At 65.6% G+C, this 25,865-nt stretch carries 22 protein-coding genes; 12 read left to right on the forward strand and 10 right to left on the reverse strand.

Annotation, left to right across the window (positions count from 1 at the left end):
* The first annotated feature begins 60 nt into the window (after positions 1-60).
* On the forward strand, positions 61-537 hold the full coding sequence (locus tag P6U30_RS32545) for an Hsp20 family protein (RefSeq protein ID WP_407166827.1): 477 nt from the start codon (positions 61-63) through the stop codon (positions 535-537).
* Between the two features lie 296 nt (positions 538-833).
* Here the strand turns inward: P6U30_RS32545 and P6U30_RS32550 are convergent, their stop codons facing one another.
* Positions 834-1,610 carry a hypothetical protein gene (locus tag P6U30_RS32550; protein ID WP_407166828.1) on the reverse strand — a complete coding sequence of 259 codons (777 nt, stop codon included), beginning with the start codon at positions 1,608-1,610 and terminating at the stop codon, positions 834-836.
* A gap of 472 nt (positions 1,611-2,082) precedes the next feature.
* Between P6U30_RS32550 and gltB the strand changes: the two genes are divergently transcribed.
* Together gltB and P6U30_RS32560 are read left to right on the forward strand one after the other, a co-directional pair.
* A complete protein-coding gene (gene gltB, locus P6U30_RS32555; RefSeq protein WP_407166829.1) occupies positions 2,083-6,834 on the forward strand; it encodes a glutamate synthase large subunit in 4,752 nt (1,583 codons plus the stop codon).
* 154 nt (positions 6,835-6,988) lie between these two features.
* Positions 6,989-8,446, forward strand: coding sequence for a glutamate synthase subunit beta (locus tag P6U30_RS32560; RefSeq protein ID WP_407166830.1), 1,458 nt, complete (start codon positions 6,989-6,991; stop codon positions 8,444-8,446).
* Positions 8,447-8,622: 176 nt separating this feature from the next.
* Here P6U30_RS32560 and P6U30_RS32565 read toward each other — a convergent pair whose 3' ends face one another.
* Positions 8,623-10,305 (reverse strand): outer membrane beta-barrel protein, encoded by a 1,683-nt coding sequence (locus tag P6U30_RS32565; protein ID WP_407166831.1) that lies wholly within the window; start codon positions 10,303-10,305, stop codon positions 8,623-8,625.
* A gap of 245 nt (positions 10,306-10,550) precedes the next feature.
* On the opposite strand from P6U30_RS32565, the gene P6U30_RS32570 reads away from it, so the two are divergent.
* Entirely contained in the window at positions 10,551-11,558 is a 1,008-nt protein-coding gene (locus tag P6U30_RS32570; RefSeq protein ID WP_407148579.1) for an SIS domain-containing protein, read from the forward strand.
* Between the two features lie 147 nt (positions 11,559-11,705).
* Here P6U30_RS32570 and P6U30_RS32575 read toward each other — a convergent pair whose 3' ends face one another.
* On the reverse strand, positions 11,706-12,245 hold the full coding sequence (locus tag P6U30_RS32575; protein ID WP_407166832.1) for a carboxymuconolactone decarboxylase family protein: 540 nt from the start codon (positions 12,243-12,245) through the stop codon (positions 11,706-11,708).
* A gap of 77 nt (positions 12,246-12,322) precedes the next feature.
* On the opposite strand from P6U30_RS32575, the gene P6U30_RS32580 reads away from it, so the two are divergent.
* On the forward strand, positions 12,323-12,658 hold the full coding sequence (locus P6U30_RS32580; protein ID WP_407166833.1) for a winged helix-turn-helix transcriptional regulator: 336 nt from the start codon (positions 12,323-12,325) through the stop codon (positions 12,656-12,658).
* Here the strand turns inward: P6U30_RS32580 and P6U30_RS32585 are convergent.
* The 3 genes from P6U30_RS32585 to hemH all read right to left on the reverse strand — a co-directional run bounded on the left by P6U30_RS32585 (position 12,655) and on the right by hemH (position 15,380).
* Positions 12,655-13,101 (reverse strand): NfeD family protein, encoded by a 447-nt coding sequence (locus P6U30_RS32585; protein WP_407166834.1) that lies wholly within the window; start codon positions 13,099-13,101, stop codon positions 12,655-12,657. The genes P6U30_RS32580 and P6U30_RS32585 overlap by 4 nt on opposite strands.
* A gap of 42 nt (positions 13,102-13,143) precedes the next feature.
* The gene (locus tag P6U30_RS32590) at positions 13,144-14,142 is read right to left on the reverse strand and encodes an SPFH domain-containing protein (protein ID WP_407166835.1); all 999 of its coding nucleotides are present in this window, start codon (positions 14,140-14,142) and stop codon (positions 13,144-13,146) included.
* A gap of 200 nt (positions 14,143-14,342) precedes the next feature.
* Positions 14,343-15,380, reverse strand: a complete 1,038-nt coding sequence (gene hemH, locus P6U30_RS32595) for a ferrochelatase (RefSeq protein WP_407166836.1) — start codon at positions 15,378-15,380, stop codon at positions 14,343-14,345.
* Between the two features lie 86 nt (positions 15,381-15,466).
* Here hemH and P6U30_RS32600 point away from each other — a divergent pair, with 86 nt between their 5' ends.
* Complete coding sequence (locus P6U30_RS32600) at positions 15,467-15,865, forward strand: MAPEG family protein (RefSeq protein ID WP_407148585.1); 399 nt, start codon at positions 15,467-15,469, stop codon at positions 15,863-15,865.
* Positions 15,866-16,018: 153 nt separating this feature from the next.
* Here the strand turns inward: P6U30_RS32600 and P6U30_RS32605 are convergent, their stop codons facing one another.
* From P6U30_RS32605 to P6U30_RS32615, 3 genes are read right to left on the reverse strand one after another with little or no spacing between them, the layout of a single operon-like run.
* Entirely contained in the window at positions 16,019-17,119 is a 1,101-nt protein-coding gene (locus P6U30_RS32605) for a nickel/cobalt transporter (RefSeq protein ID WP_407166837.1), read from the reverse strand.
* Positions 17,116-17,763 (reverse strand): DUF1007 family protein, encoded by a 648-nt coding sequence (locus P6U30_RS32610; RefSeq protein WP_407166838.1) that lies wholly within the window; start codon positions 17,761-17,763, stop codon positions 17,116-17,118. The genes P6U30_RS32605 and P6U30_RS32610 overlap by 4 nt, the downstream gene beginning before the upstream one ends.
* 1 nt (position 17,764) lies before the next feature.
* On the reverse strand, positions 17,765-19,852 hold the full coding sequence (locus tag P6U30_RS32615; protein WP_407166839.1) for a M3 family metallopeptidase: 2,088 nt from the start codon (positions 19,850-19,852) through the stop codon (positions 17,765-17,767).
* A gap of 129 nt (positions 19,853-19,981) precedes the next feature.
* On the opposite strand from P6U30_RS32615, the gene P6U30_RS32620 reads away from it, so the two are divergent.
* The 6 genes from P6U30_RS32620 (at position 19,982) to P6U30_RS32645 (ending at position 24,934) form a co-directional block, all read left to right on the forward strand.
* Positions 19,982-20,242, forward strand: a complete 261-nt coding sequence (locus P6U30_RS32620) for a hypothetical protein (protein ID WP_407166840.1) — start codon at positions 19,982-19,984, stop codon at positions 20,240-20,242.
* Between the two features lie 669 nt (positions 20,243-20,911).
* The gene (locus P6U30_RS32625; protein WP_407166841.1) at positions 20,912-22,054 is read left to right on the forward strand and encodes a type III PLP-dependent enzyme; all 1,143 of its coding nucleotides are present in this window, start codon (positions 20,912-20,914) and stop codon (positions 22,052-22,054) included.
* Between the two features lie 128 nt (positions 22,055-22,182).
* Complete coding sequence (locus P6U30_RS32630) at positions 22,183-22,794, forward strand: GNAT family N-acetyltransferase (protein ID WP_407166842.1); 612 nt, start codon at positions 22,183-22,185, stop codon at positions 22,792-22,794.
* A 14-nt stretch (positions 22,795-22,808) separates the two neighbouring features.
* Complete coding sequence (locus P6U30_RS32635; RefSeq protein ID WP_407166843.1) at positions 22,809-22,976, forward strand: hypothetical protein; 168 nt, start codon at positions 22,809-22,811, stop codon at positions 22,974-22,976.
* A 77-nt stretch (positions 22,977-23,053) separates the two neighbouring features.
* Positions 23,054-23,443: a RidA family protein gene (locus P6U30_RS32640; RefSeq protein WP_407148593.1), complete on the forward strand. Its 390-nt coding sequence runs from the start codon at positions 23,054-23,056 to the stop codon at positions 23,441-23,443.
* 48 nt (positions 23,444-23,491) lie between these two features.
* Entirely contained in the window at positions 23,492-24,934 is a 1,443-nt protein-coding gene (locus P6U30_RS32645) for a homospermidine synthase (RefSeq protein ID WP_407166844.1), read from the forward strand.
* A 131-nt stretch (positions 24,935-25,065) separates the two neighbouring features.
* Here P6U30_RS32645 and P6U30_RS32650 read toward each other — a convergent pair whose 3' ends face one another.
* On the reverse strand, positions 25,066-25,806 hold the full coding sequence (locus tag P6U30_RS32650; protein ID WP_407166845.1) for an acetoacetate decarboxylase: 741 nt from the start codon (positions 25,804-25,806) through the stop codon (positions 25,066-25,068).
* Positions 25,807-25,865: the final 59 nt, after the last annotated feature.

The raw sequence follows: 25,865 nt of genomic DNA on the forward strand, positions 1-25,865 counted from the left end.
CTAAGCCCGGCCCGATGGCGGGCGGGTAACTGAAGCAGTCGCTCAATGGAGGACTACCCTATGCGTAGCTATGATCTCACCCCGTTCTATCGTTCCACCGTCGGCTTCGACCGCCTCTTCAACCTGCTCGACCAGGTGACCTCGGACGGCAGCCCCGGCTATCCCCCCTACAACATCGAGCGCACCGGCGAGAACGCCTACCGGATCAGCGTTGCGGTCTCCGGCTTCTCGCAGGCCGAGCTTTCGATCGTTGCGAAGGAAAACACGCTGACGATCAAGGGCGAGAAAACCGCCAACGAGAACTCCGGCAATGGCTCGGAAGTGCTCTATCGCGGCATCGCCTCGCGCGCCTTCGAGCGCGTCTTCCAGCTTGCCGACTTCGTGCAGGTGAAGAACGCTTCGCTCGAGAACGGCCTGCTCCACGTCGATCTCGTCCGCGAGATCCCCGAGGCCAAGAAGCCCCGCAGCATTCCGATCGGCGGCGGCGAGAAGGCCCCGCAGGTCGTCGACGGCTCGGCTGACAAGGTCGCCGCCTAATCAACCTCCAGCGTCGGCAGATATTGGCCGCACGCGAAAACGCCCCGGGACACCGGGGCGTTTTTTGTTGGCTGCATCCGGAGTACGCACGCTCTCTTCTCCTTCCCGGATGGGGGTCAGCCGCACGCGACGCTGGTCATGGAGAGAGTTGATCCCCACCCGCTTTGCTCTGGCGAGCAAGGCGACCTCCCCTTTTCAAGGGGAGGTTGAGATGCTGCCGGATTTCGCTTCCACGACCTCGTCAGCGCACAATACAGTTCTTGCCCAGTCTCTCCGCTCCATCCGGGCTTCGCATTCTATTCAAACCCTTGCACCTTCGGCATCTCCTGCGTCGGCAGGATCGCGGGCGCGGCCGCCGCTGCGGGAGGGGCGGACTGGCCGATCGTCGGTGCCGCGGCCTGCGCAGGCGCAGCCTCGGGTGCAGCAGCCTGGGCTTCCGCGGGCTTTGGCGCGGCGGCAACAGCCTGAGGGCTCGGCGCGGGTGCCGCCGCCTGCGGAGGAGCAGATGGCGCAACGGCGGCCTGGGCCGGAGCTGGCGCCGGCGCGGGCTTGGCTGCGAGCGGGCTCCGCTTCGGCACCGCGCGGCGCGCAACATGCGGGATCGGTAGCGGCGGCCGCGGCACCCGGGCCTGGATCGGGCGCAGCATCGGGCCGATCGGCCCGTAGGCGGCGGTCGGCTCGTTGTCGTAATCGTCGTCCACCCGATCGGCAGGCGTAAAGCTGACGATCCGGCCGTTGCGGGCATCGATCACCAGCCGTCCGTCGGCGCCGTCGCGGTCGATCACCGAGATGGTGTAGACGAAGCCGCGCTGCCGCGGAGCGCCGAGCGGCAGGTACCCGTTCTCGCGCAGCACCGTGTAGACCTCCATCGGCGGGAGCAGGGTCGGAACCCGGCCATAGCGGGGTGGCGGCGGGACGTCCGGCGGCGGCACGGCAGCATAGGGCCCGTCCAGATCGGACACCCTGACCAGGGACGGACTGCCAAACCGAGCGGGGGTCAGCAACTGCGCCTGCGCCGACACGGCGCTGAGCGCCAGACCGGCCGCCGCAATCCAACCTGTGTACAACTTCATCGCCGTAGCTCCTGTCTGCCCCCGCCTGTGGAGCGTTCGCGCTCTCTTGCCGGTTGCCCTGCCCGAAATTTCATGATGAATTCCGGCGGTCCTTGGTCGGTCCCTGGGCCACATCACGGCGCGTTTGCTTCAAATCAGGGGCGGTTCGCGCCTGCCGAGACGTCCGATTCGAGCATGCGGGCGAGGACTTTCGCGCGCTTGTGTGATAGACAAAAATTTGGCAAGGTCGGAGTTAGGACAGCAAAGCTGTCTCAATTTCGGGGCCATCCCGGCATAGGGATTGCTACGGAACCTCGGCGCCCCGGGCTCCGAGAATGCTGCAGGCAGGGCCGTTCCTCAGGGACGTTGAACGCCCCTCGCCTGAATTAAAGAAATTGCGGCTCGCGGCGGACGAGCGGTGGCCCCGGTGGGTGCCGCAACGCCCAAGGTGCGCCAATGACAGTGAGGCCCCTTTACGAAAGGGAGAGGACACATGAGCGGGTCGGAATTCGAGCGCGAAACCATCGTGGCAGGAACGCTGTCGGCGACCGCGGACTCGAAAGCCGCCGGGCCTGCCCGTGAACTCCACCCGCTTGAGCTCCATACCTGGCGCCCGAAAGCCGAAGGCCTGTTCGACCCGAGCCTGGAAAAGGACTCCTGCGGCGTCGGCTTCATCGCCAACATCAAGGGCCAGAAGTCGCACCAGATCGTCTCCGACGCGCTGAGCATCCTCTGCAATCTCGAGCACCGCGGCGCCGTCGGCGCCGACCCGCGCGCCGGTGATGGCGCCGGCATTCTGGTGCAGATCCCGCACGCTTTCTTCGCGCGCAAGGCCGCCGAGCTCGGCTTCAAGCTGCCGAAGCCCGGTGATTACGCCATCGGCGCGCTGTTCATGCCGCGCGATTCGGCGTGGCGCAACGTGATCAAGAGCATCATCGCCGACGAGATCAAGAACGAGGGCTTCAAGCTGCTCGGCTGGCGCGACGTGCCGTCAGACAATTCCTCGCTCGGCGTCACCGTGAAGCCGACCGAACCCTACCACATGCAGGTCTTCATCGGCCGCAACGGCGCCGCGAGCAGCGACGACGACTTCGAGCGCCGGCTCTACATCCTGCGCAAGTCGATCTCGCAGGCGATCTACCAGCGCCGCGACCGCGGCATGTCCGGCTACTACGTGTGCTCGATGTCGTGCCGCACCGTGATCTACAAGGGCATGTTCCTCGCCGACCAGCTCGGCAAGTACTATCCCGATCTGCACGAGGCGGACTTCGAGAGCGCGCTCGCGCTGGTGCATCAGCGCTTCTCGACCAACACCTTCCCGACCTGGTCGCTGGCGCATCCCTACCGGATGATCGCCCATAACGGCGAGATCAATACGCTGCGCGGCAACGTCAACTGGATGGCGGCGCGCCAGGCCTCCGTGCATTCGGAGCTCTACGGCAAGGATATCAGCCGTCTGTGGCCGATCTCCTACGAAGGCCAGAGCGACACCGCCTGCTTCGACAACGCGCTCGAATTCCTCGTGCAGGGCGGCTACTCGCTGCCGCACGCGGTGATGATGATGATTCCGGAAGCCTGGGCCGGCAATCCCCTGATGGATGAGCAGCGCCGCGCCTTCTACGAATATCACGCCGCGCTGATGGAGCCGTGGGACGGACCGGCCGCGATCGCCTTCACCGACGGCCGCAAGATCGGCGCCACACTCGACCGCAACGGCCTGCGCCCGGCGCGCTATCTCGTGACCAAGGACGACCGCATCGTGATGGCGTCCGAGATGGGCGTGCTGACCATTCCGGAGGAGCAGATCGTCACCAAGTGGCGGCTGCAACCCGGCAAGATGCTGCTCGTCGACCTCGAGCAGGGCCGCCTGATTCCGGACGACGAGATCAAGGCCGACCTCGCCAAGAGCCACCCCTACAGCGACTGGCTGCAGCGCACCCAGATGCAGCTCGAGGAGCTGCCGGATGCACGGACCAAGGGCGTGCGCTCGAATCTGCCACTGCTCGACCGGCAGCAGGCGTTCGGCTACAGCCAGGAAGACATCACCATCCTGATGACGCCGATGGCGGCCATTGGGGAGGAAGCCGCGGGCTCGATGGGCAACGACACGCCGATCTCGGCGCTGTCTGACAGGCCGAAGCAGCTCTTCACCTATTTCAAGCAGAACTTCGCGCAGGTCACCAACCCGCCGATCGATCCGATCCGCGAGGAGCTGGTGATGAGTCTCGTCTCGATCATCGGGCCGCGGCCGAACCTGTTCGACCTGCAAGGACTGGCCTCGACCAAGCGCCTCGAAGTGCGCCAGCCGATCCTCACCGACGCCGACCTCGAGAAGATCCGTTCGATCTCCGACGTCGCCGAGACCCACTTCAAGTCACGCACGCTCGACACCACCTTCCACGCCGGCTTCGGCGCGGCGGGCATGGAGCAGGTGCTCGACGAGCTCTGTGCGCGCGCCGAGGGCGCGGTGCGCGAGGGCATCAACATCATCATCCTGTCCGACCGCATGACCGGCACCGACCGGATTCCGATCCCGTCGCTGCTCGCCTGCGCCGCCGTGCATCATCATCTGATCCGCACCGGCTTGCGCACCTCGGTCGGCCTCGTGGTCGAATCCGGCGAGCCACGCGAGGTACATCACTTCGCCTGTCTCGCAGGCTACGGTGCCGAGGCGATCAATCCCTATCTCGCGTTCGAAACCATCCTCGCGATGAAGGACAAGCTGCCCGGCGGGCTCGACGACTACGAGATCGTCAAGCGCTACATCAAGTCGATCGGCAAGGGCTTGCTCAAGGTGATGTCCAAGATGGGCATCTCGACCTACCAGTCCTATTGCGGCGCGCAGATCTTCGACGCGGTCGGCCTGAAGGCCGATTTCGTCGCCAAGTACTTTGCCGGCACCCACACCCGTATCGAGGGCGTCGGCCTCGCCGAGATCGCCGAGGAGACCGTGCGGCGTCACACCGACGCGTTCGGTGACGCGCAGGTCTACAAGAGCGCGCTCGACGTCGGCGGCGAATATGCCTTCCGCACGCGCGGCGAGGACCACGCCTGGACCGCGGAATCGGTCTCGACGCTGCAGCATGCCGTCCGCGGCAACTCGCAGGAGCGCTACCGGGCCTTTGCCAAGATCCTCAACGAGCAGTCCGAGCGGCTGTTGACGTTGCGCGGCCTGTTCCGGATCAAGACCGCCGAGGACGACAAGCGCAAGCCGGTCAAGCTCGACGAGGTCGAACCGGCCAAGGAGATCGTCAAGCGCTTCTCGACCGGTGCGATGTCGTTCGGCTCGATCTCGCGCGAGGCGCACACCACGCTGGCGATCGCCATGAACCGGATCGGCGGCAAGTCGAACACCGGCGAAGGCGGCGAGGAAGCCGATCGCTTCAAGCCGCTGCCGAACGGGGATTCGATGCGCTCGGCGATCAAGCAGGTCGCCTCGGGCCGGTTCGGCGTAACCACGGAGTATCTCGTCAACTCCGACATGATGCAGATCAAGATGGCGCAGGGCGCTAAGCCCGGCGAAGGCGGCCAGTTGCCCGGCCACAAGGTCGACGCGACGATCGCCAAGGTCCGGCATTCGACGCCGGGCGTCGGCCTGATCTCGCCGCCGCCGCATCACGACATCTACTCGATCGAGGACCTCGCCCAACTGATCTACGACCTGAAGAACGTCAATCCGGACGGTCAGGTCTCGGTCAAGCTCGTCTCCGAGGTCGGCGTCGGCACGGTTGCCGCCGGCGTCGCCAAGGCGCGCGCCGACCATGTGACGATCGCGGGCTTCGAGGGCGGCACCGGCGCCTCGCCGCTGACCTCGATCAAGCATGCCGGCTCGCCGTGGGAGATCGGCCTTGCCGAAACCCACCAGACCCTGGTGCGCCAGCGGCTGCGCAGCCGCATCGCGGTGCAGGTCGACGGCGGCTTCCGCACCGGCCGTGACGTCGTGATCGGCGCGCTGCTCGGCGCCGACGAGTTCGGCTTCGCAACCGCACCGCTGATCGCGGCCGGCTGCATCATGATGCGCAAGTGCCATCTCAACACCTGCCCGGTCGGCGTCGCGACCCAGGATCCGGTACTGCGCAAGCGCTTCACCGGCCAACCCGAGCACGTCATCAACTACTTCTTCTTCGTCGCCGAGGAAGTGCGCGAGATCATGGCGCAGCTTGGCTACCGCAAGTTCGACGAGATGGTCGGCCAGGTCCAGATGCTGGATCAGACCGCGCTGGTCTCGCACTGGAAGGCCAAGGGTCTCGATTTCTCCAAGCTGTTCGTGCGGCAACCGGAGGAGAAGGGCCAGACCATCTATCACTCGGAAGTGCAGAACCATCATCTGGAAGCCGTGCTCGACCGCCGGCTGATCGAGAAGGCGCAGGCCGCGCTCGATCGCGGCGCGCCGGTCAGGATCGAGGAAGAGATCAACAACACCGACCGTTCCGCCGGCGCGATGCTGTCGGGCGCGGTGGCCAAGATCTACGGCCATGAGGGCCTTCCGCTCGACACCATCCATGTCGCTCTGAAGGGCACGGCGGGACAGGCGTTCGGCGCGTGGCTCGCCAAGGGCGTCACCTTCGAGCTCGAGGGTGAGGGCAACGACTATGTCGGCAAGGGCCTTTCCGGCGGCCGCATCATCATCAAGCCGCCGAAGGGCTCCGGCATCGTTCCGGAGGAGTCGATTATCGTCGGCAACACCGTGATGTATGGCGCGATCGAGGGCGAGTGCTACTTCCGCGGCATCGCCGGCGAACGCTTCGCGGTGCGCAACTCCGGCGCGGTCGCGGTGGTCGAAGGCTCCGGCGACCATTGCTGCGAATACATGACCGGCGGCATCGTGGTCGTGCTCGGCAAGACCGGACGCAACTTCGCGGCCGGCATGTCCGGCGGCATCGCCTATGTGCTGGACGAGGCCGGCGACTTCGCCAAGCTCTGCAATCTCGCGATGGTCGAGCTCGAGCCGGTGCTGTCGGAGGAGATGATCAACGCCGGCACCTACCATCACTCCGGCGATCTCGAGGCGCATGGCCGGGTCGACGTGTTCCAGAACCTGCTCGACTCCGACGTCGAGCGGCTGCACGTCCTGATCACGCGTCACGCCAAGCTGACCGGCTCGAAGAAGGCCGCCGAGATCCTCGCGAACTGGACGACGTGGCTGCCGAAATTCCGCAAGGTGATGCCGGTGGAGTACCGCCGCGCGCTGAAGGAAATGAAGGCGAACGCCGACGCCGAGCCGAAAATCGCGATCGGAGCGTAGGCCTTAGAGACCCTCATGGTGAGAAGGCGCGAAGCGCCGTCTCGAACCATGAGGCCGCGACACGGGCCTCCATCCTTCGAGACGCGGCGCACGCGCCGCTCCTCAGGATGAGGGTCGAAGGGAACAGACACATGATGCAGGGGCATCGGGTTTAATGGGCAAGATTACAGGTTTTCTCGAGATCGACCGTAACGAGCGCAAGTACACGCCGGTCGCCGAGCGATTGAAGAACTTCAGCGAGTTCGTCATTCCCCTGAGCGAGAAGGACACGCGCGACCAGGCCGCGCGCTGCATGAACTGCGGCATCCCCTATTGCCACGGCACCGGCTCGGCCGAGCCGGGCACCCCGGGCTGTCCGGTCAACAACCAGATCCCCGACTTCAACGACCTCGTCTATCAGGGCAACTGGGAAGAGGCCTCGCGCAACCTGCACTCGACCAACAACTTTCCGGAGTTCACCGGGCGCATCTGCCCGGCGCCGTGCGAGGCATCCTGCACGCTCAACATCGACGACAACCCGGTCACCATCAAGACCATCGAATGCGCGATCGTCGACCGCGCCTGGGACAATGGCTGGCTGAAGCCGGAGATCGCACCCGACAAGACCGGCAAGAAGGTCGCCGTGATCGGCTCCGGCCCCGCAGGCCTCGCTTGCGCGCAACAGCTCGCGCGCGCCGGCCACGAGGTGCATGTCTACGAGAAGTACGCCAAGGCCGGCGGCCTGCTGCGCTACGGCATCCCCGACTTCAAGATGGAAAAGAACATCATCGACCGCCGCGTGACGCAGATGGAAGCCGAGGGCGTCACCTTCCACTACGGCAATCCGGTCGGCGGCTCCGCTCCCGGCGCGATCGATCCGCAGGAGCTGGCCAGGCAATATGACGCCGTGGCGCTGACCGGCGGCGCGGAGGCCCCGCGCGACCTGCCGATTCCCGGCCGCGATCTCGCCGGCATCCACTTCGCGATGGACTTCCTGCCGCAGCAGAACCGCCGCGTCTCCGGCGAGCCGCTGAATGGCGTGGCCGAGATCCTCGCCGGCGGCAAGCATGTCGTCGTGATCGGCGGCGGCGACACCGGCTCCGACTGCATCGGCACCTCGTTCCGGCAAGGCGCCAAGTCGGTGACCCAGCTCGAGATCATGCCGGCGCCGCCCGAGCACGAGAACAAGGGCGTGACCTGGCCGAACTGGCCGCTGAAGATGCGCACGTCGTCGAGCCAGGCCGAGGGCGCGGTGCGCGAATTCGCGGTGCTGACCCAGAGGTTCGAGGGCACCGACGGCAAGGTCACCAAGCTGCATTGCATCAAGGTCGACGACAAGTTCAAGCCGCTGCCCGGCACCGAGTTCACGCTTCAAGCCGAGCTCGTGCTGCTGGCGATGGGCTTCGTGCATCCGGTGCACGAGGGCCTGCTCAAGACGCTCGGCGTCGATCTCGACCAGCGCGGCAACGTCCGTGCCAACCTGCAGGACTACAAGACCTCGCAGGCCAAGGTGTTCTCCGCCGGCGACATGCGCCGCGGCCAGTCGCTCGTGGTCTGGGCGATCCGCGAAGGCCGCCTCTGCGCGCGCTCGATCGACACGTTCCTGATGGGGAAGACGGACCTGCCCCGGTAACGCCGCGGCGGTTGCGCTGGACTGCTTTCCGCAAACTCAACTGTCATCGCCCGCGAAAGCGGGCGATGACAGTATTCCAGAGACGTCAGAGCGTAAACGAAAGGCCACGGCGTACTGGGTGCCCCGCCTTCGCGGGGCACGACATCTTAGTTGAATGCGTCTGACACACCTCGCCGCTAGTTCTGCACCCGCACGCCCAGCATCACCACCGTCGAGGCCGAGCTCTGTCCGGGCTGGTTGGAGTCCAGCCAGTCGCGACGCACGGTGCCCTTGACCCAGAGGCTGCGGGTCATCTTGTAGATCAGGTCGGTCGATACCGAGTAGATCGAGTCGGTGCGGTTGTCGCCCTTGTACTCGAGGGTGCCGTAGGTGAACTTGCCGATCGCGGTGAGCCAGCGGCGGAAGTCGTGATCGACCTCGACGGTGTAGGTGCGCGACAGCACGCCCGAGGTACCGGGCAGCGTGGTCTCGCCGAGCTGGGTGTCGGAATAGAATTTCGCTGTCGTCAGCGGCGTCGCGGTCCAGGTCAACGATGCCGTCGTGAGCAGGCCCTCGAGCCGGCCGAGCCGCGTGTCGGCATAGTCGCGCATCGCGTAGCCGATCGAGACCTCGCCGAACAAGAGCCGCGTGAACTCGAACGACGTGCCGGCCTTGGCGTAGCCACCGTTCGAATCGCGCGCGTAGCCGGCGCGGTCGAGATAGAGATCATGGACGCGGCTGTCGCCTTCCACCTCGAGGAACGGCTTGACGGCCGGCGTCAGCTCATAGCTGACGCGGCCGACGCCGCCATACTGGGTGAAGTTGCGATCGTCGTTCGACGAGGTGGTGCCGTCGGTGAGCTTGGACCACTGGTAATCGGTGCGGTCGATGGTGGCGCCGGCGGCGACATTCAAGCGGTTGAAATTCTGGTCGACGCCGAAGGTGCCGCCGACCGTGCTGTAGAGCGGATATCTGGCAAGACCGGCCTGGATGTTCGGGCTGCCCGGATTGTCGGTCGAGACCAGCAGGCGCGCCTGCGCGGTGAGGTGCGTGTCTCGCGAGACGTCGAAGCGGCCGTCGACATGGCCGACAAAATTGGGACGGTCGATGTCGAGCGGCGCCGACAGCGGCGTGCCGTCGGCGTTCGGCGTCAGGTCAGAGCCGTAGCCGGTGAAGGAGCCGCGCAGGTCCGCCACGACAGCATGCCGCTCCCAGTCGGACACCGCGAGGAATTCCGGCGAGACCATGTAGAACGCTCGTCCCTGCGGCGAATACAGCCGGCCCGGATTGGTATCGTAGCCGGCCATGACCTCGACGGCGGTCTTGATCAGGAACGAGCCGGCATAGTCGCCGACCGCACCGAACGGATCGTCGTCGAGCCTCAGCCGCCTGCGCGGCGGTTGGCCAGGAATGGTGCCGGCCATCGCCGGCGGGACCGGCGGCTTGTTGGCCGTGGCCGACGGCGGGATCGACAGCCGCAACTGCCCGGCGGCATCGAGCGGCGGCGATGGAGGCGGCGGCGTGCCGGGGCCGGGCGACGGCTTCGGCCTCGCCTGGCCTGGATAGTATTTCGGCCTCTGTCGCTTGCGGTTGAGCGAATCGTAGCCGGAGGTCGAGGCACCATTGGCAGCCGGCAGGCCGTAGATCGGGAGCTGGCCGGTGCCGAGTTGAGCAGTGCCGGCACGCGATGGCGTGCGTCGGTTGCGATCGCGGTCAGGCAAGCCTGAACCATTGAGCGGATCGCTCGCATCGGCCGTGATCGGGCGCAGCGGCGAGTTCGGATCGATGAACTGGCTCTGGCGCGTCGGGCTGAACAGATCGGGCGTGACGGTCTGAGCCTCCGCGAACCCCGCTGTCGCAGTCAGCGCAAGACACGGCAAGGCAATGCGAACGAGACGCCCGCGCCCAGCCCGGCCCCTTGCTGGCCCCCGCACCACGACAGAAATACCTCAACAAATCCATGCACTTGACGAACGCATTCCGGCTGCTGCCGGAAATCGTCGTTAATGGAGTTAAAACAATTATGGTTAATGAGCCGTTGAGGGCCGCGCGCCCCGCGTCGCGTCGCGGAATGGACCGTGCTAAGGGAGACGCCCGGGCGTAAAGCCCCTCCCTGGAATCCATTATGGCCAAACCGAAACCGCTGATGACCAAATCATCCGGCCCCGATGACGGCGCCGTTCAATCGGCGCTCCGCACCCTTGATGCCGAGGCGAGCGGCGTCGCCGCGATCGCGGCGGCGCTCAAGTCCGACCTCGGCGTGTGCTTCACCGCGGCGGCTGACCTGATCCGCAACGCGAAGGGGCGGCTGATCGTCACCGGGCTCGGCAAGTCGGGTCATATCGGACGCAAGATCGCGGCAACCTTCGCTTCGACAGGCACGCCGGCGTTCTTCGTGCACGCCGCCGAAGCGAGCCACGGCGACCTCGGCATGATTACCGCCGACGATGTGATCCTGGCGCTGTCATGGTCCGGCGAGCAGCCGGAGATGCGCAACCTGATCGCCTACGCCGCGCGCTTCGGCATTCCCTTGATCGCGATGACGGCGGACAAGGAATCAACCTTGAGCAAGGCCGCCGACGTCCAACTGACGCTGCCGAAGGCGCGCGAGGCCTGCCCGCACAATCTGGCACCGACCACGTCCTCGCTAATGATGCTGGCGCTCGGCGACGCGCTGGCGATCGCGCTGCTCGAAGGCCGCGGCTTCACCTCGACCGATTTCAGCGTGCTGCATCCCGGCGGCAAGCTCGGCGCGATGCTGAAATATGCGCGCGACCTGATGCATACCGGCGACGCGGTGCCGTTGAAGCCACAGGGCACCAAAATGTCGGATGCGCTGGTCGAAATGACCTCGAAAGGCTTCGGCTGCGTCGGCATCCTCGATGCGCAGGGTTACATCATCGGCATCGTGACCGACGGCGATCTCCGCCGCCACATGGGCCCCGATTTGATGACCGCGACTGTCGACGAGGTGATGACGAAGACTCCCAAGACGATCAGCCGCGACACGCTCGCCGGCGAGGCGCTGGAATTGCTCAACGCGTCGAAGATCACCACGCTGATCGTGACCGACGCGAAGAAGCCGGTCGGCATCATCCACCTGCACGACCTGTTGCGCGCCGGCGTGGCGTAGACCAACGCGGTCTCTCACCTCGTCATTGCGAGCGAAGGACGTGTAGGGTGGGCAAAGGCGCGCATGCGCCGTGCCCACCATCAGGTAGCGTGCCCGCGATGGTGGGCACGCCGTCGCTTTGCCCACCTTACGGTCGCGCAATGACGGCTACGTCGGAAACCGCGCCGCCGTCGCCTCCAGCGGCATCGCCAGCGCATTGGTGAGATAGGAGACCGTGCGGTAGAAGCCGCACAGCAGGATGATCTCCAGGATCTGATCGTCGTCGTAGTGCGCTTTCAGCGCGGCGAACTCGGCATCGCTCAAGGTCGCCCGCGCATGCAGCGCGTCGACCGCGACTAACATCGCCTGTTCGGCCGGCGACCAGCAATCCGCGTCGGCCGGGCCGTCCACGGTGGCGCGGACCTGCACCTCCGAAAGCTGGGCGGCGGCGCCGAACGCTGCGACGTGGACGCCCCACTCATATTCGCAGCCGTTCAGCGCGCAGGTGCGGTCGATCACGATCTCGCGTTGCCGCAAGGGCAGCGGCCCGCGGTCCAGCAGGCCGCCGCCGCGAAATTTCTCCCAGGCGCGCGGATGGCCGGCCATGACGCGGAACAGCACGAGCGGCGGCTTGCCGCGCATGATGCGGTCGAAATCCTGTTGAACGTCCGCCGGGTAAGGCGGATCGAGCGGCGCGATGCGTGACATGGCCCGATATCCTCGCTACATTTATTGTAGCACAACGCTACAATATCTGTAGCGACACGCAAGAGGGATTCGTGCTCATGACGAAGCAGGACAAGTCCGCCAAATCGGGCGTCCGCGGCTCGCGCAGCGGGCGTCCGATCATGGCGCTGCTCGACCTCTTGGGCCGCCGCTGGACGTTGCGGATCATCTGGGAGCTGCGGGAGAGCACGCTGACCTCGCGCGCGCTGCGCACCGCCTGCGATGAGGCCTCGCCCACCATCCTGCAGACGCGCCTGACCGAGTTGCGCGTCGCCGGCTTCGTCGAGCTGACCGATGACGGCTATCGCCTCACCGAGTTGGGCAGGGAATTGTTGGAGACCTTCGCGCCGCTCAACCGCTTCGCCGAGCGCTGGAGCAGGCAGCGCGGCGGCTAGGCCACAACCACCGTCAGGCTGGCACCGTCGGCGCGGATGACCTTCACCCGGCTGCCGGCGGGGGTGTCGGGGCCGGCGATGCGCCAGACCGTATCGTCGATCCGCACCGTGCCGGCGCCGTCGATGATCGGCTTCTCCAGGGTGAATTCGCGGCCGATCAGGGCCTGGTTGCGGCGGTTGAGGAACGGGTTGCTCTGGCTTGCCGCTGTCGCGCTCCTGGCGAAATGCCGCCACGCCGGCACGGCGGCGGCGGCGAACACCGCGAACATCAGGAGCTGCGTCTGCCAGGACGGAGTGATCGCGAACGACAGCAAGCCGACCAAGAGCGCCGCAAGCCCGAGCCAGAACAGGAACACGCCGGGCGCCGCCAGCTCCAGCGCCATCAGGATGAAGCCGAAGATCAGCCAGTTCCAGGTGCCCAACGTCGAAAACATCTCGGCCATTGTCACGACCTCTCTGATTGCGGGCGCGATGCCATCACGCCCTCACCTCTGCGGCGGCACCGGCGGCGGCGTCGGCCCGGCCTGTGGCACCGAACCGCGGCGCGCCGCCGCGGTGGCGGACGCGGCGCTCTCGCCGAACGTGGCGCGTGCGATCTCGCCGATGCCGGCAAGCGAGCCCAGCACGCTCGACGTCTCGATCGGCAGCATCAGCACCTTCTGGTTCGGCGATTCCGCAAGCAGACCGAACGCCTTGATGTACTTGTCGGCGATGAAATAGTTCAGTGCAGCGACGTCGCCCTTGGCAATCGAATCCGAGACCATCTGCGTCGCCTTGGCCTCGGCTTCAGCAAGACGCTCGCGCGCCTCGGCGTCGCGGAAGGCGGCTTCGCGGCGGCCCTCGGCCTGCAGGATCTGGCCCTGCTTGGCGCCCTCGGCGCGCAGAATTTCGGACTGCCGCTGGCCTTCCGCCTGCAGGATGTCGGCGCGCTTGACGCGCTCGGCCTTCATCTGCCGACCCATCGCCTCGACGAGGTCGGCCGGCGGCACGATGTCCTTGATCTCGATGCGGTTGACCTTGACGCCCCAGGGCGACACCGCGGCGTCGACCACGCGCAACAGCCGCTCGTTGATCTCGTCGCGATGCGACAGCACCTGGTCGAGATCCATCGAGCCCATCACCGAACGGATGTTGGTCATGGTCAGCACCGTAATCGCCTGCGTCAGGTTGGCGACCTCGTAGCTCGCCTTCGCCGCATCGAACACCTGGAAGAAGGCGACGCCGTCCACCGTCACGGTGGCGTTGTCCTTGGTGATCACCTCCTGCTCGGGGATGTCGATCACCTGCTCCATCATGTTGATCTTGCGGCCGACGCGATCGAAATACGGCACGATCAGATTGAGCCCCGGTGTCAACGTGCGGGTGTATTTGCCGAAACGTTCGATGGTCCAGTCGAAGCCTTGTGGGACGGTCTTGACCCCGGCGAACAACGTGACGATGACAAGAAGAACAAGCGCGATCGCGAAAACATCGAAACCAGTCATAAAGTCCTCCAGGGCCGGCCGGACTGCCCGCCGGGCGCGGTCGCCCATTGGTCGGCAGGACCGCTACGCCGGTTCAGCCGGCCGTTCTTTTGAGCATTACGTAGGGAGTGGTGTTGCGGGCTGCCAGATGCATGAAGGCTGAACCGACGCGGTGTGTCCAGCGTCATCGATCGTTAACGATCAGATCGAGTCGTTGACGATCAAATCCAACCCTGCAGCTCGCGCAGCACGAGCTGGCGGATCACGTTCATCCCGCCGTCGCTGTCGTTGAGGCAGGGGATCGCCGCGAACTGTTCGCCGCCATTGTGCCGGAAGATCTCGGCGTTCTCCTGTGCGATCTCCTCCAGCGTCTCCAGGCAGTCGGCCGAGAAGCCGGGCGTGACCACGGCGATCCGCCGCACGCCATCCTTCGCCAGCTTCTCGACCGTCTTGTCGGTATAGGGCTGCAGCCACTCGGCGTTGCCGAAACGCGACTGGAAGGTGAGGATCAGCCTCGACGCGTCGAGCCCGAGGCGTTTGCGCAAGGCGTCGGTCGTCGCGATGCACTGCGCCTGATAGGGATCGCCCTTCTCGACATACTCCTTCGGCATGCCGTGGAAGGACGCGAGGATGATCTCGGGCTGGAACGGCATGTCAGCCAGATGCGCAGTGATCGATTGCGCCAGCGCCTCGATATAGGCGGGGTCATCGTAGTAGGGCGGCGTCACCCGCAGGATCGGCTGCGCGCGCATCCCAGCCAGCACACGAAACGCCTCGTCGCAGACCGTGGCCGAGGTTGCGGCGGAATATTGCGGGTAGAGCGGCACGACCAGGAGCCGGCTGCAGCCACGGGCAGCGAGCGCCTCGATGCGTGACTGCATCGACGGGTTGCCGTAGCGCATCGCCCAGTCGACCGTGACATGTCCATGACCGGCGATATCGGCCGCGAGCTTGTCGGCCTGCGAGCGCGTGATCGTCTTCAGCGGCGACTCGTTCTTTTCGACATTCCAGATCTTCAGGTAGTCGCGCGCCTTGCTGCGCGGACGCACGCGCAGGATGATGCCGTTGAGAATCAGCTTCCAGAGCAGGCCCTGATCCTCGATCACCCGCGGATCGGACAGGAATTCCTTCAGATACACCCGCACGCCCGCGGCGTCCGCCGTATCCGGCGTGCCGAGATTGACCAGCAGCACGCCGACGCGCTCAGCCGTCGCGTCCGCGGCCCGCTTCGCAGTTTCGAACGGAATGACCGTGCTCATGATGACCTTGGGCTTCGCGCGTTGCTCCAACCTTGTCAAGCCGAGCGCGGGTTGGCTACCTTCCGCTCCGAAATGGGGGAGGAACCATGACGGTCGCCGAATGGTGCGTCTTCGGGACGCTGATGCTCTCGCTCCTGACGATCGCATCCGTGAAATGGATCGGCTTCCGCGGTTTCGACAATTCCCGGCCGCGCGATCCGCACTTCTACGACGACCCGATCCGGTCGCGGGCGCTCGGCGCCCACCAGAACGGCCTCGAGGCCTTTCCGTTCTTCGCCGTCGCGGTGCTGCTCGCCGAGTTTCGGCTCGGCCCTTTGCGGCTGATCGACGAGCTGGCGGTGCTGTTCCTGATCGTACGCATCGCCTACGTCTTCACCTATATCGGCAACCGGCCGACACTACGCTCGATCCTGTGGAGCATCGGTTTCGCGATCAACATCGCGATCTTCTTCCTGCCGGCGATCAGAGGGTATTTGACGAGCTGATGCGGATTCTTCCCACTCTCCCCGTTCTTACGGGGAGAGGGCTGGGGGGTGAGGGGCCGTCTCCGCAAAGCGACGGTCCGCAACTCGTGGAGAGTCCCCCTCACCCGGATCGCTTCGCGATCCGACCTCTCCCCGCAAGCGGGGCGAGGTGACTTAGAGGCACGTCACACGTTCGGCGGCGACGTAGCCGAACAGCAGGCCCAGGCCGAACAGCAGCACGAACGCGGCGGCGACGAATTCCAGGCCGCGCATGATCAACATGCCGCCGCCGTCGCGCGCGGCGCTGAGCTTCTCGGCCACCCCGCGCGCCGAGACCGCCACGATGGCGATCGCCGCTACCGTGATCGCGGTGCCGAGCCCCATCACGAAGGTCGCCGCGATGCCGGCCCAGAACAGCCCCTGCGCCAGCGCGAACACCAGCACCAGGATTGCGCCCGAGCACGGCCGGATCCCAACCGCGACAATCGCGCTCAGGCCGCGCTGCCAGCCGCCGGGACCGGCGAGCTCGGCCGGCGTCGGTCCGTGCGAATGGCCGCAATGCTCGTCATGGACGTGGTGCGGATCATCGCCGGGCTGATGACCGTGGTCATGTCCGTGCCCGTGATGATAATCGTGATGCGCGTGGGCGTGGTGATGCTCGTGGCCGCCAGAACCATGTTGCTGGGCGCCAGCTACCGCCAGCGCCGGGCGCGGCATCTGTAGCCCCCGGATCAGGCCCCTGCCCTTGACCCACAGCAGCCGGGCGCCGAAAGCGGCGATCAACGCGTAGCTCGCGATCTCGATTGCCTTCTCCGCCCCGCACATGGTCTTGGCCGTCGCATTGAGCAGCCAGGCGCAGATCCCGACAATGACGACGGCGACCAGCGACTGCAGCAGCGCGGAGGCAAACGACAGCACAATGCCGCGGCGCGCGGTCTCGCGATTGGCGACCAGATAGGACGAGATCACCGCCTTGCCGTGGCCGGGCCCCGCGGCGTGGAAGATCCCGTAGGCAAAGGAGATCGCCAGCAGCGTCCACATCGCAGAGCCGTCGGATTTGGCGGCGCGGATGGTGGCAGACATCTCGCGGTAGAACTCCGACTGCTTTGCCAACAGCCAGCCAACGAGGCCACCCTGCGGCTCCGCCGCGCGCGGCGCGCCGAACGGATTTTGCGCCAGCAAGGCGTGGCTCGCGCCATCGAGCACGGCCATCACGCCCAGCACCGCGCCGGAAATGGCGAGGCCGCGCATCATGCGGAACGCCATCGTCGTCATGGACAATCCACCAGGATCTTGTTGGCGAACATCATGCCGAAATTGCTGTTGCTGCCATCCAGGAAGTTCTGCTCGCCGAGCTTCTGCGCGGCGGCAGAGCCGTCATTCGGCCGCTCGAACTGCATCTTGCACCCGGCCGAAGCGCCGGTCAGCTTGACCGGCTCCTGGTCGGCATATTGGAAATCGATGAAGTAGGTGGGATCGAACACCTCGAGCGCGAGCTGCCGAGCCTTGAACGGCGTCTTCACCGGCAGCGTGAAGTGCAGGGTCAGTGCCATGTCCTTGTATTCGAGGAAATAGTCCACCGGCTCGGTGAACTTCTGCTTCTTGCCGTCGGCCTTGGCGAAGGTGAAATAGGCGTATTCCTTCAGCGACTCGACATTGGTCTGGGCCAGCGGCGCCAGCTCCTCGCGGCTGTAGCTGCCCTTGGTCTTGGCCTCGATGCCCTGCAGCGCATAGGTCGAGAACATGTCGTCGAAGGTCCAGGCGTGGCGGACCCCGGTGATGGTGCCGTCGGGGGCATAGATCAGCTCGCTCCTCGCGGTGATCCAGACGTGCGGATGAGCAGACGCGGCGGCCGTGCCGAGCAGGACGGCGCCGACGAGCACGAGCCAGCCGGCAAGGCGGCGCAGGACCGGTGCCATCTCAGGCCGCCTCCGGCGTCTCGAGCAGGCCGCGCCGGCGCAGCAGTGCGTCCGGCTCCGGCTCGCGGCCGCGGAAGGCGACATAGGCTTCCTCCGGATCGCGCGAGCCGCCCGACGAATAGATGTCGTCATGCAGCCGCTTGGCGGTGGCGGGATCGAAGATGTCGCCGGCTTCCTCGAAGGCGCCGAACGCGTCGGCGTCCATCACCTCCGACCACATGTAGCTGTAATAGCCCGAGGCATAGTGGTCGCCGGAGAAGATGTGGCCGAACTGGGTCGGCCGGTGCCGCAGCGAGATTTCGGCGGGCATGCCGATCTTCTCCAGCTCCTGCTTCTCGAATGCCCGGACGTCGCGGCTCGCCGCGGCCGGCTGGGTGTGGAATTCGAGGTCGACCAGCGCCGAGGAGACGAACTCCACGGTGGCAAAGCCCTGGTTGAACCTGCGTGCGGCGAGGAAGCGCTGCAACAGGTCGTCGGGCAGCGATTCGCCGGTCTGGTAGTGCCGGGCGAAGCGCTGCAGCACCTCGGGCCGCTCCTGCCAGTGCTCGTAGAGTTGCGAGGGCAGCTCGACGAAATCGGTGAATACGGAGGTTCCCGACAGCGAGGGATAAGTCACGTCCGAGAGCATGCCGTGCAGGGCGTGGCCGAACTCGTGGAACAGGGTCCGCGCGTCGTCCGGCGACAGCAGCGACGGCGCGCCGTCCGCCCCCTTCGCGAAGTTGCAGACGTTGATGACCAGCGGGGCGACGTCGCCGTCGAGCCGCTGCTGGTCGCGCAGCGAGGTCATCCAGGCGCCGGAGCGCTTCGAGGACCGGGCGAAGTAGTCGCCGTAGAACAGCGCCTTGTGCTGGCCGTTGCGATCCTTGACCTCCCAGACCCGCACATCGGGGTGCCAAACCGGGATATCCTTGCGCTCCTCGAAGGTGATGCCGAACAGGCGGGTGGCGCAGTCGAAGGCAGCCTCGATCATGTGGCCGAGCACCAGATAGGGCTTGATCGCGGCATCGTCGAAATTGGCCCGCCGCTGCCGGAGCTTCTCGGCGTAATAGCGCCAGTCCCACGGCGCGAGGGCGAAATTGCCGCCCTCCTCCGCAATCAGCTCCTGCAGCGCGTCGCGGTCAGCAAGCGCCCGCTCCCGCGCCGGCTTCCACACCCGCTCCAGCAGGCCCCGGACGGCCTCCGGCGTCTTGGCCATGGAATCCTCGAGCCGGTAGGCGGCGTAGGTCGGGTAGCCCAGAATCCCGGCGCTCTCCTCACGGAGCTTCAGGATCTCGACGATGGTTTCGTTGTTGTCGTTGGCGTTGCCGTTGTCGCCGCGGGCGACGAAGGCCTTGTAGACCTTCTCGCGCAGGTCGCGGCGAGCGGAGCTCTGCAGGAACGGCTCGACCGAGGAACGCGACAGCGTCACGATCGCCTTGCCGGGCTTGCCGCGCTCTGCTGCCGCGGCCCTGGCGGCCGCCACAAATGTGTCGGAGAGGCCGGCGAGGTCGCCGTCGCCGAGCTCCAGCGTCCACTCCTGCTCGTCGCCGAGCAGATGGTGACTGAAGGAGGTGCCGAGATGGGCGACACGCTCGTTGATCTCGGCCATCCGCGCCTTGGCGGCGTCGTCGAGGCCGGCGCCGGCGCGGCGGAAGCGGGTGTAGGTGCGTTCCAGCAGCCGCATCTGCTCGCCGGTCAGGCCGAGCGAGGCGCGCTTCTCGTGCAGCATGGCGATGCGGCCAAACAGCACAGCGTTCATCATGATCGGATTCCAGTGCCGCGCCATCCGCAGCGAGACCTCCTTGTCGATCTCGAGGATCGCGGGGTTCGAATGCGCCGAGACCAGATCGTAGAACACGGCCGAAACCTTCGACAGCAGCTTGCCGGAGCGTTCCAGCGCAGTGATGGTGTTGGCAAAGTCGGGCAGCGCCGGATCATGGGTGATCGCGGCGATTTCCGCCGAATGATCGGCAAAGGCCTGCTCGAAGGCAGGCAGGAAATGCTCTGGCTGGATCTCGGCGAAGGGCGGCGTTTCGAACGGCGTCTGCCACGCCTTCAGGAGCGGATTGGCGAAATTCCGAGCCTCGGCCTGCGCGCTGGTTTCTGACATCGAATGTTCCGTTTTTCGTCTTGAAAATGCGGCGAGTCTATATCACGTGATACGGCGATTTTGGGCCTTTTGCGCTTGATAGATGGGCACTTTTCGGAGAGATTGCGCCCCCTGAACAGGACCTATTCCATGACCATGCAGCCCTCTACCTCAGGCAACCGCACCATCGTCTGGCCGAGCGTCGTCACCGTGATCTCGGCGGCGATCCTGATCGGCGCAGAAGTGTTCGGCGCGGCGTTCGCCGGCGGATGGGCGCTCGCGATCCTGTTCGGGCTCAACGATGTCGGCGCACACATCCTGCAAGCCGTGCTGTTCGGCATCGGCGTCCTGATCATGATCGCCTTCATCCGCGCCGCTCAGCGCGTCGAGCCGTTCACGCGTCGCGCGTGACATCGGCGATTCAAGAAAGCACTGCGGCACAAGGCTGAAACGCACACGCTTGGTTAGTCATTCTTAACAGCCGTTCATCTTCCACACGCTGAAGCGAACACCACGCGCGCGATTGCAAGCGCGCGTTAGGGAAATTTGTCGCTGTCGCAAAAAAAATCTTGCGCGACAAAGTCAAAAGACTTATTTCCTCGCTTGCCCAATTTCGCACGTGCCTGTGGTCGTGTGTCAGTCGGTAGGTATCCGGACAAGAGGCCGGACAGCCGCCAAGGGGTGGAAGAACCGAGGGTCGCTTACGTCCATCAGGACACGAGGCGGCCAGCATCTCTCTCCAGGGATGCCGTTGAAGGTCTCGCCACTTTTTGCAACCGTGACTGGCAGCCGGAGGCGAACCGGCGCACCCCGCTCTCCACGGGGGACGCGACTTAAAGCAACGACGGATCGGGCTTTTTTGGTCTCTACCGGCAGTCCAACGCCGGCGCGGGCTACTGAAAAGGCTTGTCCTTCATTGCCAGGTGAGCGGGCGGGAGACTCTCCCAACCAATCCACGGCAGCACAGTCTGGTTTGAGTTTTTTGGCTTCGTTGCGCCTCCATCGCGCAATGTGGCCAGAGCGCTCTTATCCGACGTCACGTTGAGCGGATCCCCGTCGCTGGGGCCGTTGGAGAGTGCCATGACTGAACGCATCCAGGAATTCCTGCGCAACCGCCGCAGCGAGGGCCTCGACACCGAGCCATGCCTCGTCGTCGACCTCGAAGTCGTGCGCGACAACTACCAGACCTTCGCGAAGGCGCTGCCGGACAGCCGCGTGTTCTACGCGGTGAAGGCGAATCCGGCGCCCGAGGTGCTGTCGCTGCTCGCCTCGCTCGGCTCCTGCTTCGACACCGCGACGGTGGCGGAGATCGAGATGGCGCTGGCCGCCGGCGCGACGCCGGACCGCATCTCCTTTGGCAACACCATCAAGAAGGAGCGCGACATCGCGCGCGCCTTCGCGCTCGGCATTCGGCTGTTCGCGGTCGACTGCGTCGCCGAGGTCGAGAAGATCGCCCGCGCCGCTCCCGGCGCCCGAGTGTTTTGCCGCATCCTCTATGATTGCGCCGGCGCCGAGTGGCCGCTGTCGCGCAAGTTCGGCTGCGACCCGGAGATGGCGGTCGAGGTGCTCGACCTCGCCAAGCGCCTGGGGCTGGAGCCGTGCGGCATTTCGTTCCATGTCGGCTCACAGCAGCGCAAGGTGAAGGCGTGGGACCGCGCGCTCGCGATGGCGTCGACCGTGTTCCGCGATTGCGCCGAGCGCGGCATCAACCTGACCATGGTCAACATGGGCGGCGGCTTCCCGACCAAGTACCTCAAGGACGTCCCGCCGGTCGTGCAGTATGGCCGGTCGATCTTCCGCGCGCTGCGCAAGCACTTCGGCAACCAGATTCCGGAGACGATCATCGAACCTGGTCGCGGCATGGTCGGCAATGCGGGCATCATCGAGACCGAGGTGGTGCTGATCTCGCGGAAGAGTGACGAGGACGAGGTGCGCTGGGTCTATCTCGACATCGGCAAGTTCGGCGGTCTCGCCGAGACCATGGACGAGTCGATCCGCTACGCCATCCGCACCCCGCATGACGGAGCGGAGATGACGCCGTGCGTGCTCGCAGGTCCGACCTGCGATAGCGCCGACGTGCTGTACGAGAAGCTGCCGTATCCGCTCCCGGTGACGCTCGAGATCGGCGACAAGCTGCTGATCGAAGGCACCGGCGCCTATACGTCGACCTACTCGTCGGTGGCGTTCAACGGCATTCCGCCGCTGAAGACCTACCACATCTGATCCGCCTCCTGTTCGAGGCCTGACGAACCGGGAGCCGGCCCGCCGGCTCCCTCCCTGACCATTTTCGAAGCTTGAACGACGCTTGCCGCGGCGTGCCACATGCCGTTGCGAGCGGGGACTGACGTGCCATGACTGCAAGACGGAACACCCCCGTTGCCCTCATCCGGAATGCCGCTCCGTTCGCGATCCGTGCGGAGCGGGCATCGGACGTCGTCGCGCGCGAAGCGCTGCTGGATGCCTGCTTTGGCGGCGACCGCCATGCGCGCACCTGCCAGCGCCTGCGCGACGGACGCGCGCCCGCCGCAGGCCTCAGCCTGTCGGCGGTGCGCCAGGACGGCCGGCTGGCTGGAACCGTGCGGCTGTGGCACGTCAGCGCGGGGGGCCGCAGCGCGCTGATGCTGGGGCCGCTGGTAGTCGATGACGACTGCCGCGGCCTCGGCGTCGGCGCCGCGCTGATGCAGCGCGCGCTCACGGTCGCCAAAGCGCGCGGCCATGGCGCGGTGATCCTGCTCGGCGATGCGCCCTATTACGCCCGTTTCGGCTTCTCCGCCGCCAAGACCGGCGCGCTCTCCCTGCCCGGCGCTTTCGAGCGCGAGCGGCTGCTCGCTGTCGAGCTCGTCGAGGGTGCTCTCGACGACGCCTCCGGCATGATCACGCCGACCGGCGCATGGCTGCCCAAAGCGAAGGCATCCCGCGCCCGCAACCGAAAGGCACCGCTCGCCGTGCCGCACGCGGCATAAGGAGCGCGGTCGCCATGGCAGACAACCTTCCCGCAACCGATGTCGCGCGCCCGCGCCTGCGCGGCTTCGTCACCACGGTCATGCTGGCCCTGATTTCAGTCATGATCGTCAGGGACATCCTGGTGCGGCGCTGGGCCGCCACGCCGCCGTCGCCGCCCGACACCACGCAGCAATCCCGCTGAGCCCACCGGCGGGGTTGCGCGGGCGCGCAAATTGCCCGTAAACCCCGCGCCAAGCCCCCTTCAGTCGAGGTCCGAACATGCCCCGTCGCCTGATTTCCACCGGCTCGCCCTTTGAGAAGACCGCCGGCTACAGCCGCGCCGTGATCGACGGCGACTTCGCCTTCGTCGCCGGAACCACCGGCTACGACTACACCACGATGACCATGCCCGATGATGTCACGAGCCAGTCACGCAACTGCTTCAAGACCATCGAGGCCGCCCTCAAGGAGGGCGGCTTCGCGATGGCCGACATCGTCCGCGCGACCTACTACCTGACCGACGCCAACGATGCGGACGCCCATTTCGCGGTCTGCGGCGAGGTTCTCGGCGAGATCCGCCCGGCGGCGACGCTGCTGATCGTCGCGGGGCTTTACCGGCCCGAGATGAAAGTCGAGATCGAAGTCACCGCGAAGCGACGCAACCCCTGATCCACTCCTGACGATTTGTCTGCCAGCACTTTCCGGAGAAACCATCCCATGAGCCCCGCCTCGCAGATCTACGCGAAGATTACCGGTCCTATCGTCATGGTCGGCTTCGGCTCCATCGGCAAAGGCACGTTGCCGTTGATCGAGCGCCATTTCGACTATGACAAGTCGCGCGTCACCGTGATCGATCCCAAGGACGAGGGCCGCAAGGCACATTGCGAGAAGCACAATGTAAGGTTCATCCAGCGTGCCGTGACCAAGGACAATTATCGCGACTTGCTGACCCCGCTTCTCACTGAAGGCGGCGGCCAGGGCTTTTGCGTCAATCTCTCGGTCGATACCGGCTCCACCGACATCATGGAGCTCTGCAACGAACTTGGCGCGCTTTACATCGACACCGTCAACGAGCCCTGGCTCGGCTTCTATTTCGATTCCTCGAAGGGCCCGGAAGCCCGCTCCAACTACGCTCTTCGCGAAGTGACGCTGGCCGCCAAGAAGGCGCGCCCCGCGGGCTCGACGACGGCCGTCTCCTGCTGTGGTGCCAATCCCGGCATGGTCTCTTTTTTCGTCAAGCAGGCGCTGCTCAATGTCGCCGCGGATCTGAAGCTCAATGCCCCCAAGCCGAAGACCAAGGCCGAATGGGCGGACTTGATGCGGCAGGCCGGCGTCAAGGGCATCCACATCGCCGAACGCGACACCCAGCGCTCCAAGTCGCCGAAAGAGCCGGACGTCTTTGTCAACACCTGGTCGGTGGAGGGTTTCCTGTCGGAAGGCGTGCAGCCGTCCGAACTCGGTTGGGGCACCCATGAAAAGTGGATGCCCGAGAATGCGCGTACCCACGAAGCTGGCTGCGGCGCAGCCATCTATCTGATGCAGCCCGGCGCCAACACGCGCGTGCGCACCTGGTGCCCGACCCGCGGCGCGCAGTATGGCTTCCTCGTCACCCACAACGAGTCGATTTCGATCGCCGACTACTTCACGGTGCGTGACGCATCGGGCACGGCGATCTATCGGCCGACCTGCCACTATGCCTATCATCCGGCTGATGATGCCGTGCTGTCATTGCATGAAATGTTCGGCCGCGCCGCGAAGATGCAGGAAAAGCACCACATCCTCGACGAGAACGAAATCGTCGATGGGATCGACGAACTCGGCGTGCTGCTGTTCGGCCATGACCACAATGCCTACTGGTACGGCTCGCAGCTCTCCATCGAAGAGACCCGCAAACTCGCGCCCTATCAGAACGCCACCGGCCTGCAAGTGACCTCCGCCGTGCTCGCCGGCATGGTATGGGCGCTGGAAAACCCGAACGAAGGCATCGTCGAAGCCGACGAGATGGATTTCGATCGTCTGCTGGAAATCCAGATGCCCTATCTCGGGCCGGTCAAGGGTTACTATACCGACTGGACCCCGCTGACGGATCGTCCGGGTCTGTTTCCGGAAGATATCGATACGAGCGATCCCTGGCAGTTCCGCAACGTTCTGGTGCGCTGACCGCCGGCTGTCGTTACCCGCGAAGGCGGGTGACCCAGTAACCATAGGCCTGTCGATCCCAATATCTGTCTCGGCTATCTGTCTCGGCGTACTGTCATGCCCCGCCTGCGCGGGGCATGACAGTTCGGGGATCACCGCGCCATGTAGTCGAACGCCACCGTCCCCAGCCCCAGCGTCAGATCCGCCTTGTAGTGCAGCGCCGAGACCACCTCGCGCACCGGCAGGCGGGCGACGTCGCAGAGCGCGTGCGGAAACAGGCCGAGCGCGGCGGGACCGGTCCAGGCCTCCTTCAGCGTGATGTCTTCGAGGTGGAAGCGCACCAGTTCGCAGATCCGCGGACTGCCGTCGACATGCGGGATGATCTTCAGGATGAAGTTCGGGACCTTCATCGCGTTCAGCAACGTGTCGTGGTCGATCTTGCGATGCTTGTAGCCCATGGTCGCCGAAGCGCACAGCACCGAACCGTAGTGCAGCGAGCCGACCAGCACGTCGCTCTCGACCTCGATCTTGGGCTTCGCGAGCTTCTTCGGGAATCCCCACAGCTCACGCCCGCCGGCGATCGGGCCTTCGTCGTCGAGATACATCGCGTGGGTATACGCGCCCTCTTCGCCCCTGAAGCGGACCGGAATGACCTGCCCGGTTTCGGTGTAGTCGCCGAAGCCGGTCGAATCGGGCATGCGGATGAATTCGTACTTCACCACCGGCTCGGCGACCTCGAGCGGCTCGGGCACGATGGCCGCGAGCGCTTCCGGATCGGTCTTATAGGTGATGATGAAGTATTCGCGGTCGAAGAACCGATAGGGCCCTGGTGGGAACGACGGATTGGTGAGCGGCATCGAATAGGCGTTGCGCCTGACGTCCTCGATCTTCATGGCATGCCCCATCTGGCGTTGCAGTGAGGTCCGATTATGGGGCGGGCGCGCGGCCGAGG

Source organism: Bradyrhizobium sp. ORS 111, from assembly GCF_045571485.1.
Taxonomy (GTDB): Bacteria; Pseudomonadota; Alphaproteobacteria; order Rhizobiales; family Xanthobacteraceae; genus Bradyrhizobium.

Excerpts from the sequence above, each read along its gene's own strand:
- P6U30_RS32640 (WP_407148593.1), top strand. The coding sequence starts at position 23,054 with ATGCCCCGTCGCCTGATTTCCACCGGCTCGCCCTTTGAGAAGACCGCC.
- P6U30_RS32625 (WP_407166841.1), top strand. The coding sequence starts at position 20,912 with ATGACTGAACGCATCCAGGAATTCCTGCGCAACCGCCGCAGCGAGGGC.
- P6U30_RS32545 (WP_407166827.1), top strand. The coding sequence starts at position 61 with ATGCGTAGCTATGATCTCACCCCGTTCTATCGTTCCACCGTCGGCTTC.
- P6U30_RS32550 (WP_407166828.1), bottom strand. The coding sequence starts at position 1,610 with ATGAAGTTGTACACAGGTTGGATTGCGGCGGCCGGTCTGGCGCTCAGC.
- hemH (WP_407166836.1), bottom strand. The coding sequence starts at position 15,380 with ATGAGCACGGTCATTCCGTTCGAAACTGCGAAGCGGGCCGCGGACGCG.
- P6U30_RS32570 (WP_407148579.1), top strand. The coding sequence starts at position 10,551 with ATGGCCAAACCGAAACCGCTGATGACCAAATCATCCGGCCCCGATGAC.
- P6U30_RS32645 (WP_407166844.1), top strand. The coding sequence starts at position 23,492 with ATGAGCCCCGCCTCGCAGATCTACGCGAAGATTACCGGTCCTATCGTC.
- P6U30_RS32605 (WP_407166837.1), bottom strand. The coding sequence starts at position 17,119 with ATGACGACGATGGCGTTCCGCATGATGCGCGGCCTCGCCATTTCCGGC.
- P6U30_RS32615 (WP_407166839.1), bottom strand. The coding sequence starts at position 19,852 with ATGTCAGAAACCAGCGCGCAGGCCGAGGCTCGGAATTTCGCCAATCCG.
- P6U30_RS32575 (WP_407166832.1), bottom strand. The coding sequence starts at position 12,245 with ATGTCACGCATCGCGCCGCTCGATCCGCCTTACCCGGCGGACGTTCAA.
- gltB (WP_407166829.1), top strand. The coding sequence starts at position 2,083 with ATGAGCGGGTCGGAATTCGAGCGCGAAACCATCGTGGCAGGAACGCTG.
- P6U30_RS32650 (WP_407166845.1), bottom strand. The coding sequence starts at position 25,806 with ATGAAGATCGAGGACGTCAGGCGCAACGCCTATTCGATGCCGCTCACC.
- P6U30_RS32635 (WP_407166843.1), top strand. The coding sequence starts at position 22,809 with ATGGCAGACAACCTTCCCGCAACCGATGTCGCGCGCCCGCGCCTGCGC.
- P6U30_RS32560 (WP_407166830.1), top strand. The coding sequence starts at position 6,989 with ATGGGCAAGATTACAGGTTTTCTCGAGATCGACCGTAACGAGCGCAAG.
- P6U30_RS32620 (WP_407166840.1), top strand. The coding sequence starts at position 19,982 with ATGACCATGCAGCCCTCTACCTCAGGCAACCGCACCATCGTCTGGCCG.
- P6U30_RS32600 (WP_407148585.1), top strand. The coding sequence starts at position 15,467 with ATGACGGTCGCCGAATGGTGCGTCTTCGGGACGCTGATGCTCTCGCTC.
- P6U30_RS32590 (WP_407166835.1), bottom strand. The coding sequence starts at position 14,142 with ATGACTGGTTTCGATGTTTTCGCGATCGCGCTTGTTCTTCTTGTCATC.
- P6U30_RS32585 (WP_407166834.1), bottom strand. The coding sequence starts at position 13,101 with ATGGCCGAGATGTTTTCGACGTTGGGCACCTGGAACTGGCTGATCTTC.
- P6U30_RS32610 (WP_407166838.1), bottom strand. The coding sequence starts at position 17,763 with ATGGCACCGGTCCTGCGCCGCCTTGCCGGCTGGCTCGTGCTCGTCGGC.
- P6U30_RS32580 (WP_407166833.1), top strand. The coding sequence starts at position 12,323 with ATGACGAAGCAGGACAAGTCCGCCAAATCGGGCGTCCGCGGCTCGCGC.
- P6U30_RS32630 (WP_407166842.1), top strand. The coding sequence starts at position 22,183 with ATGACTGCAAGACGGAACACCCCCGTTGCCCTCATCCGGAATGCCGCT.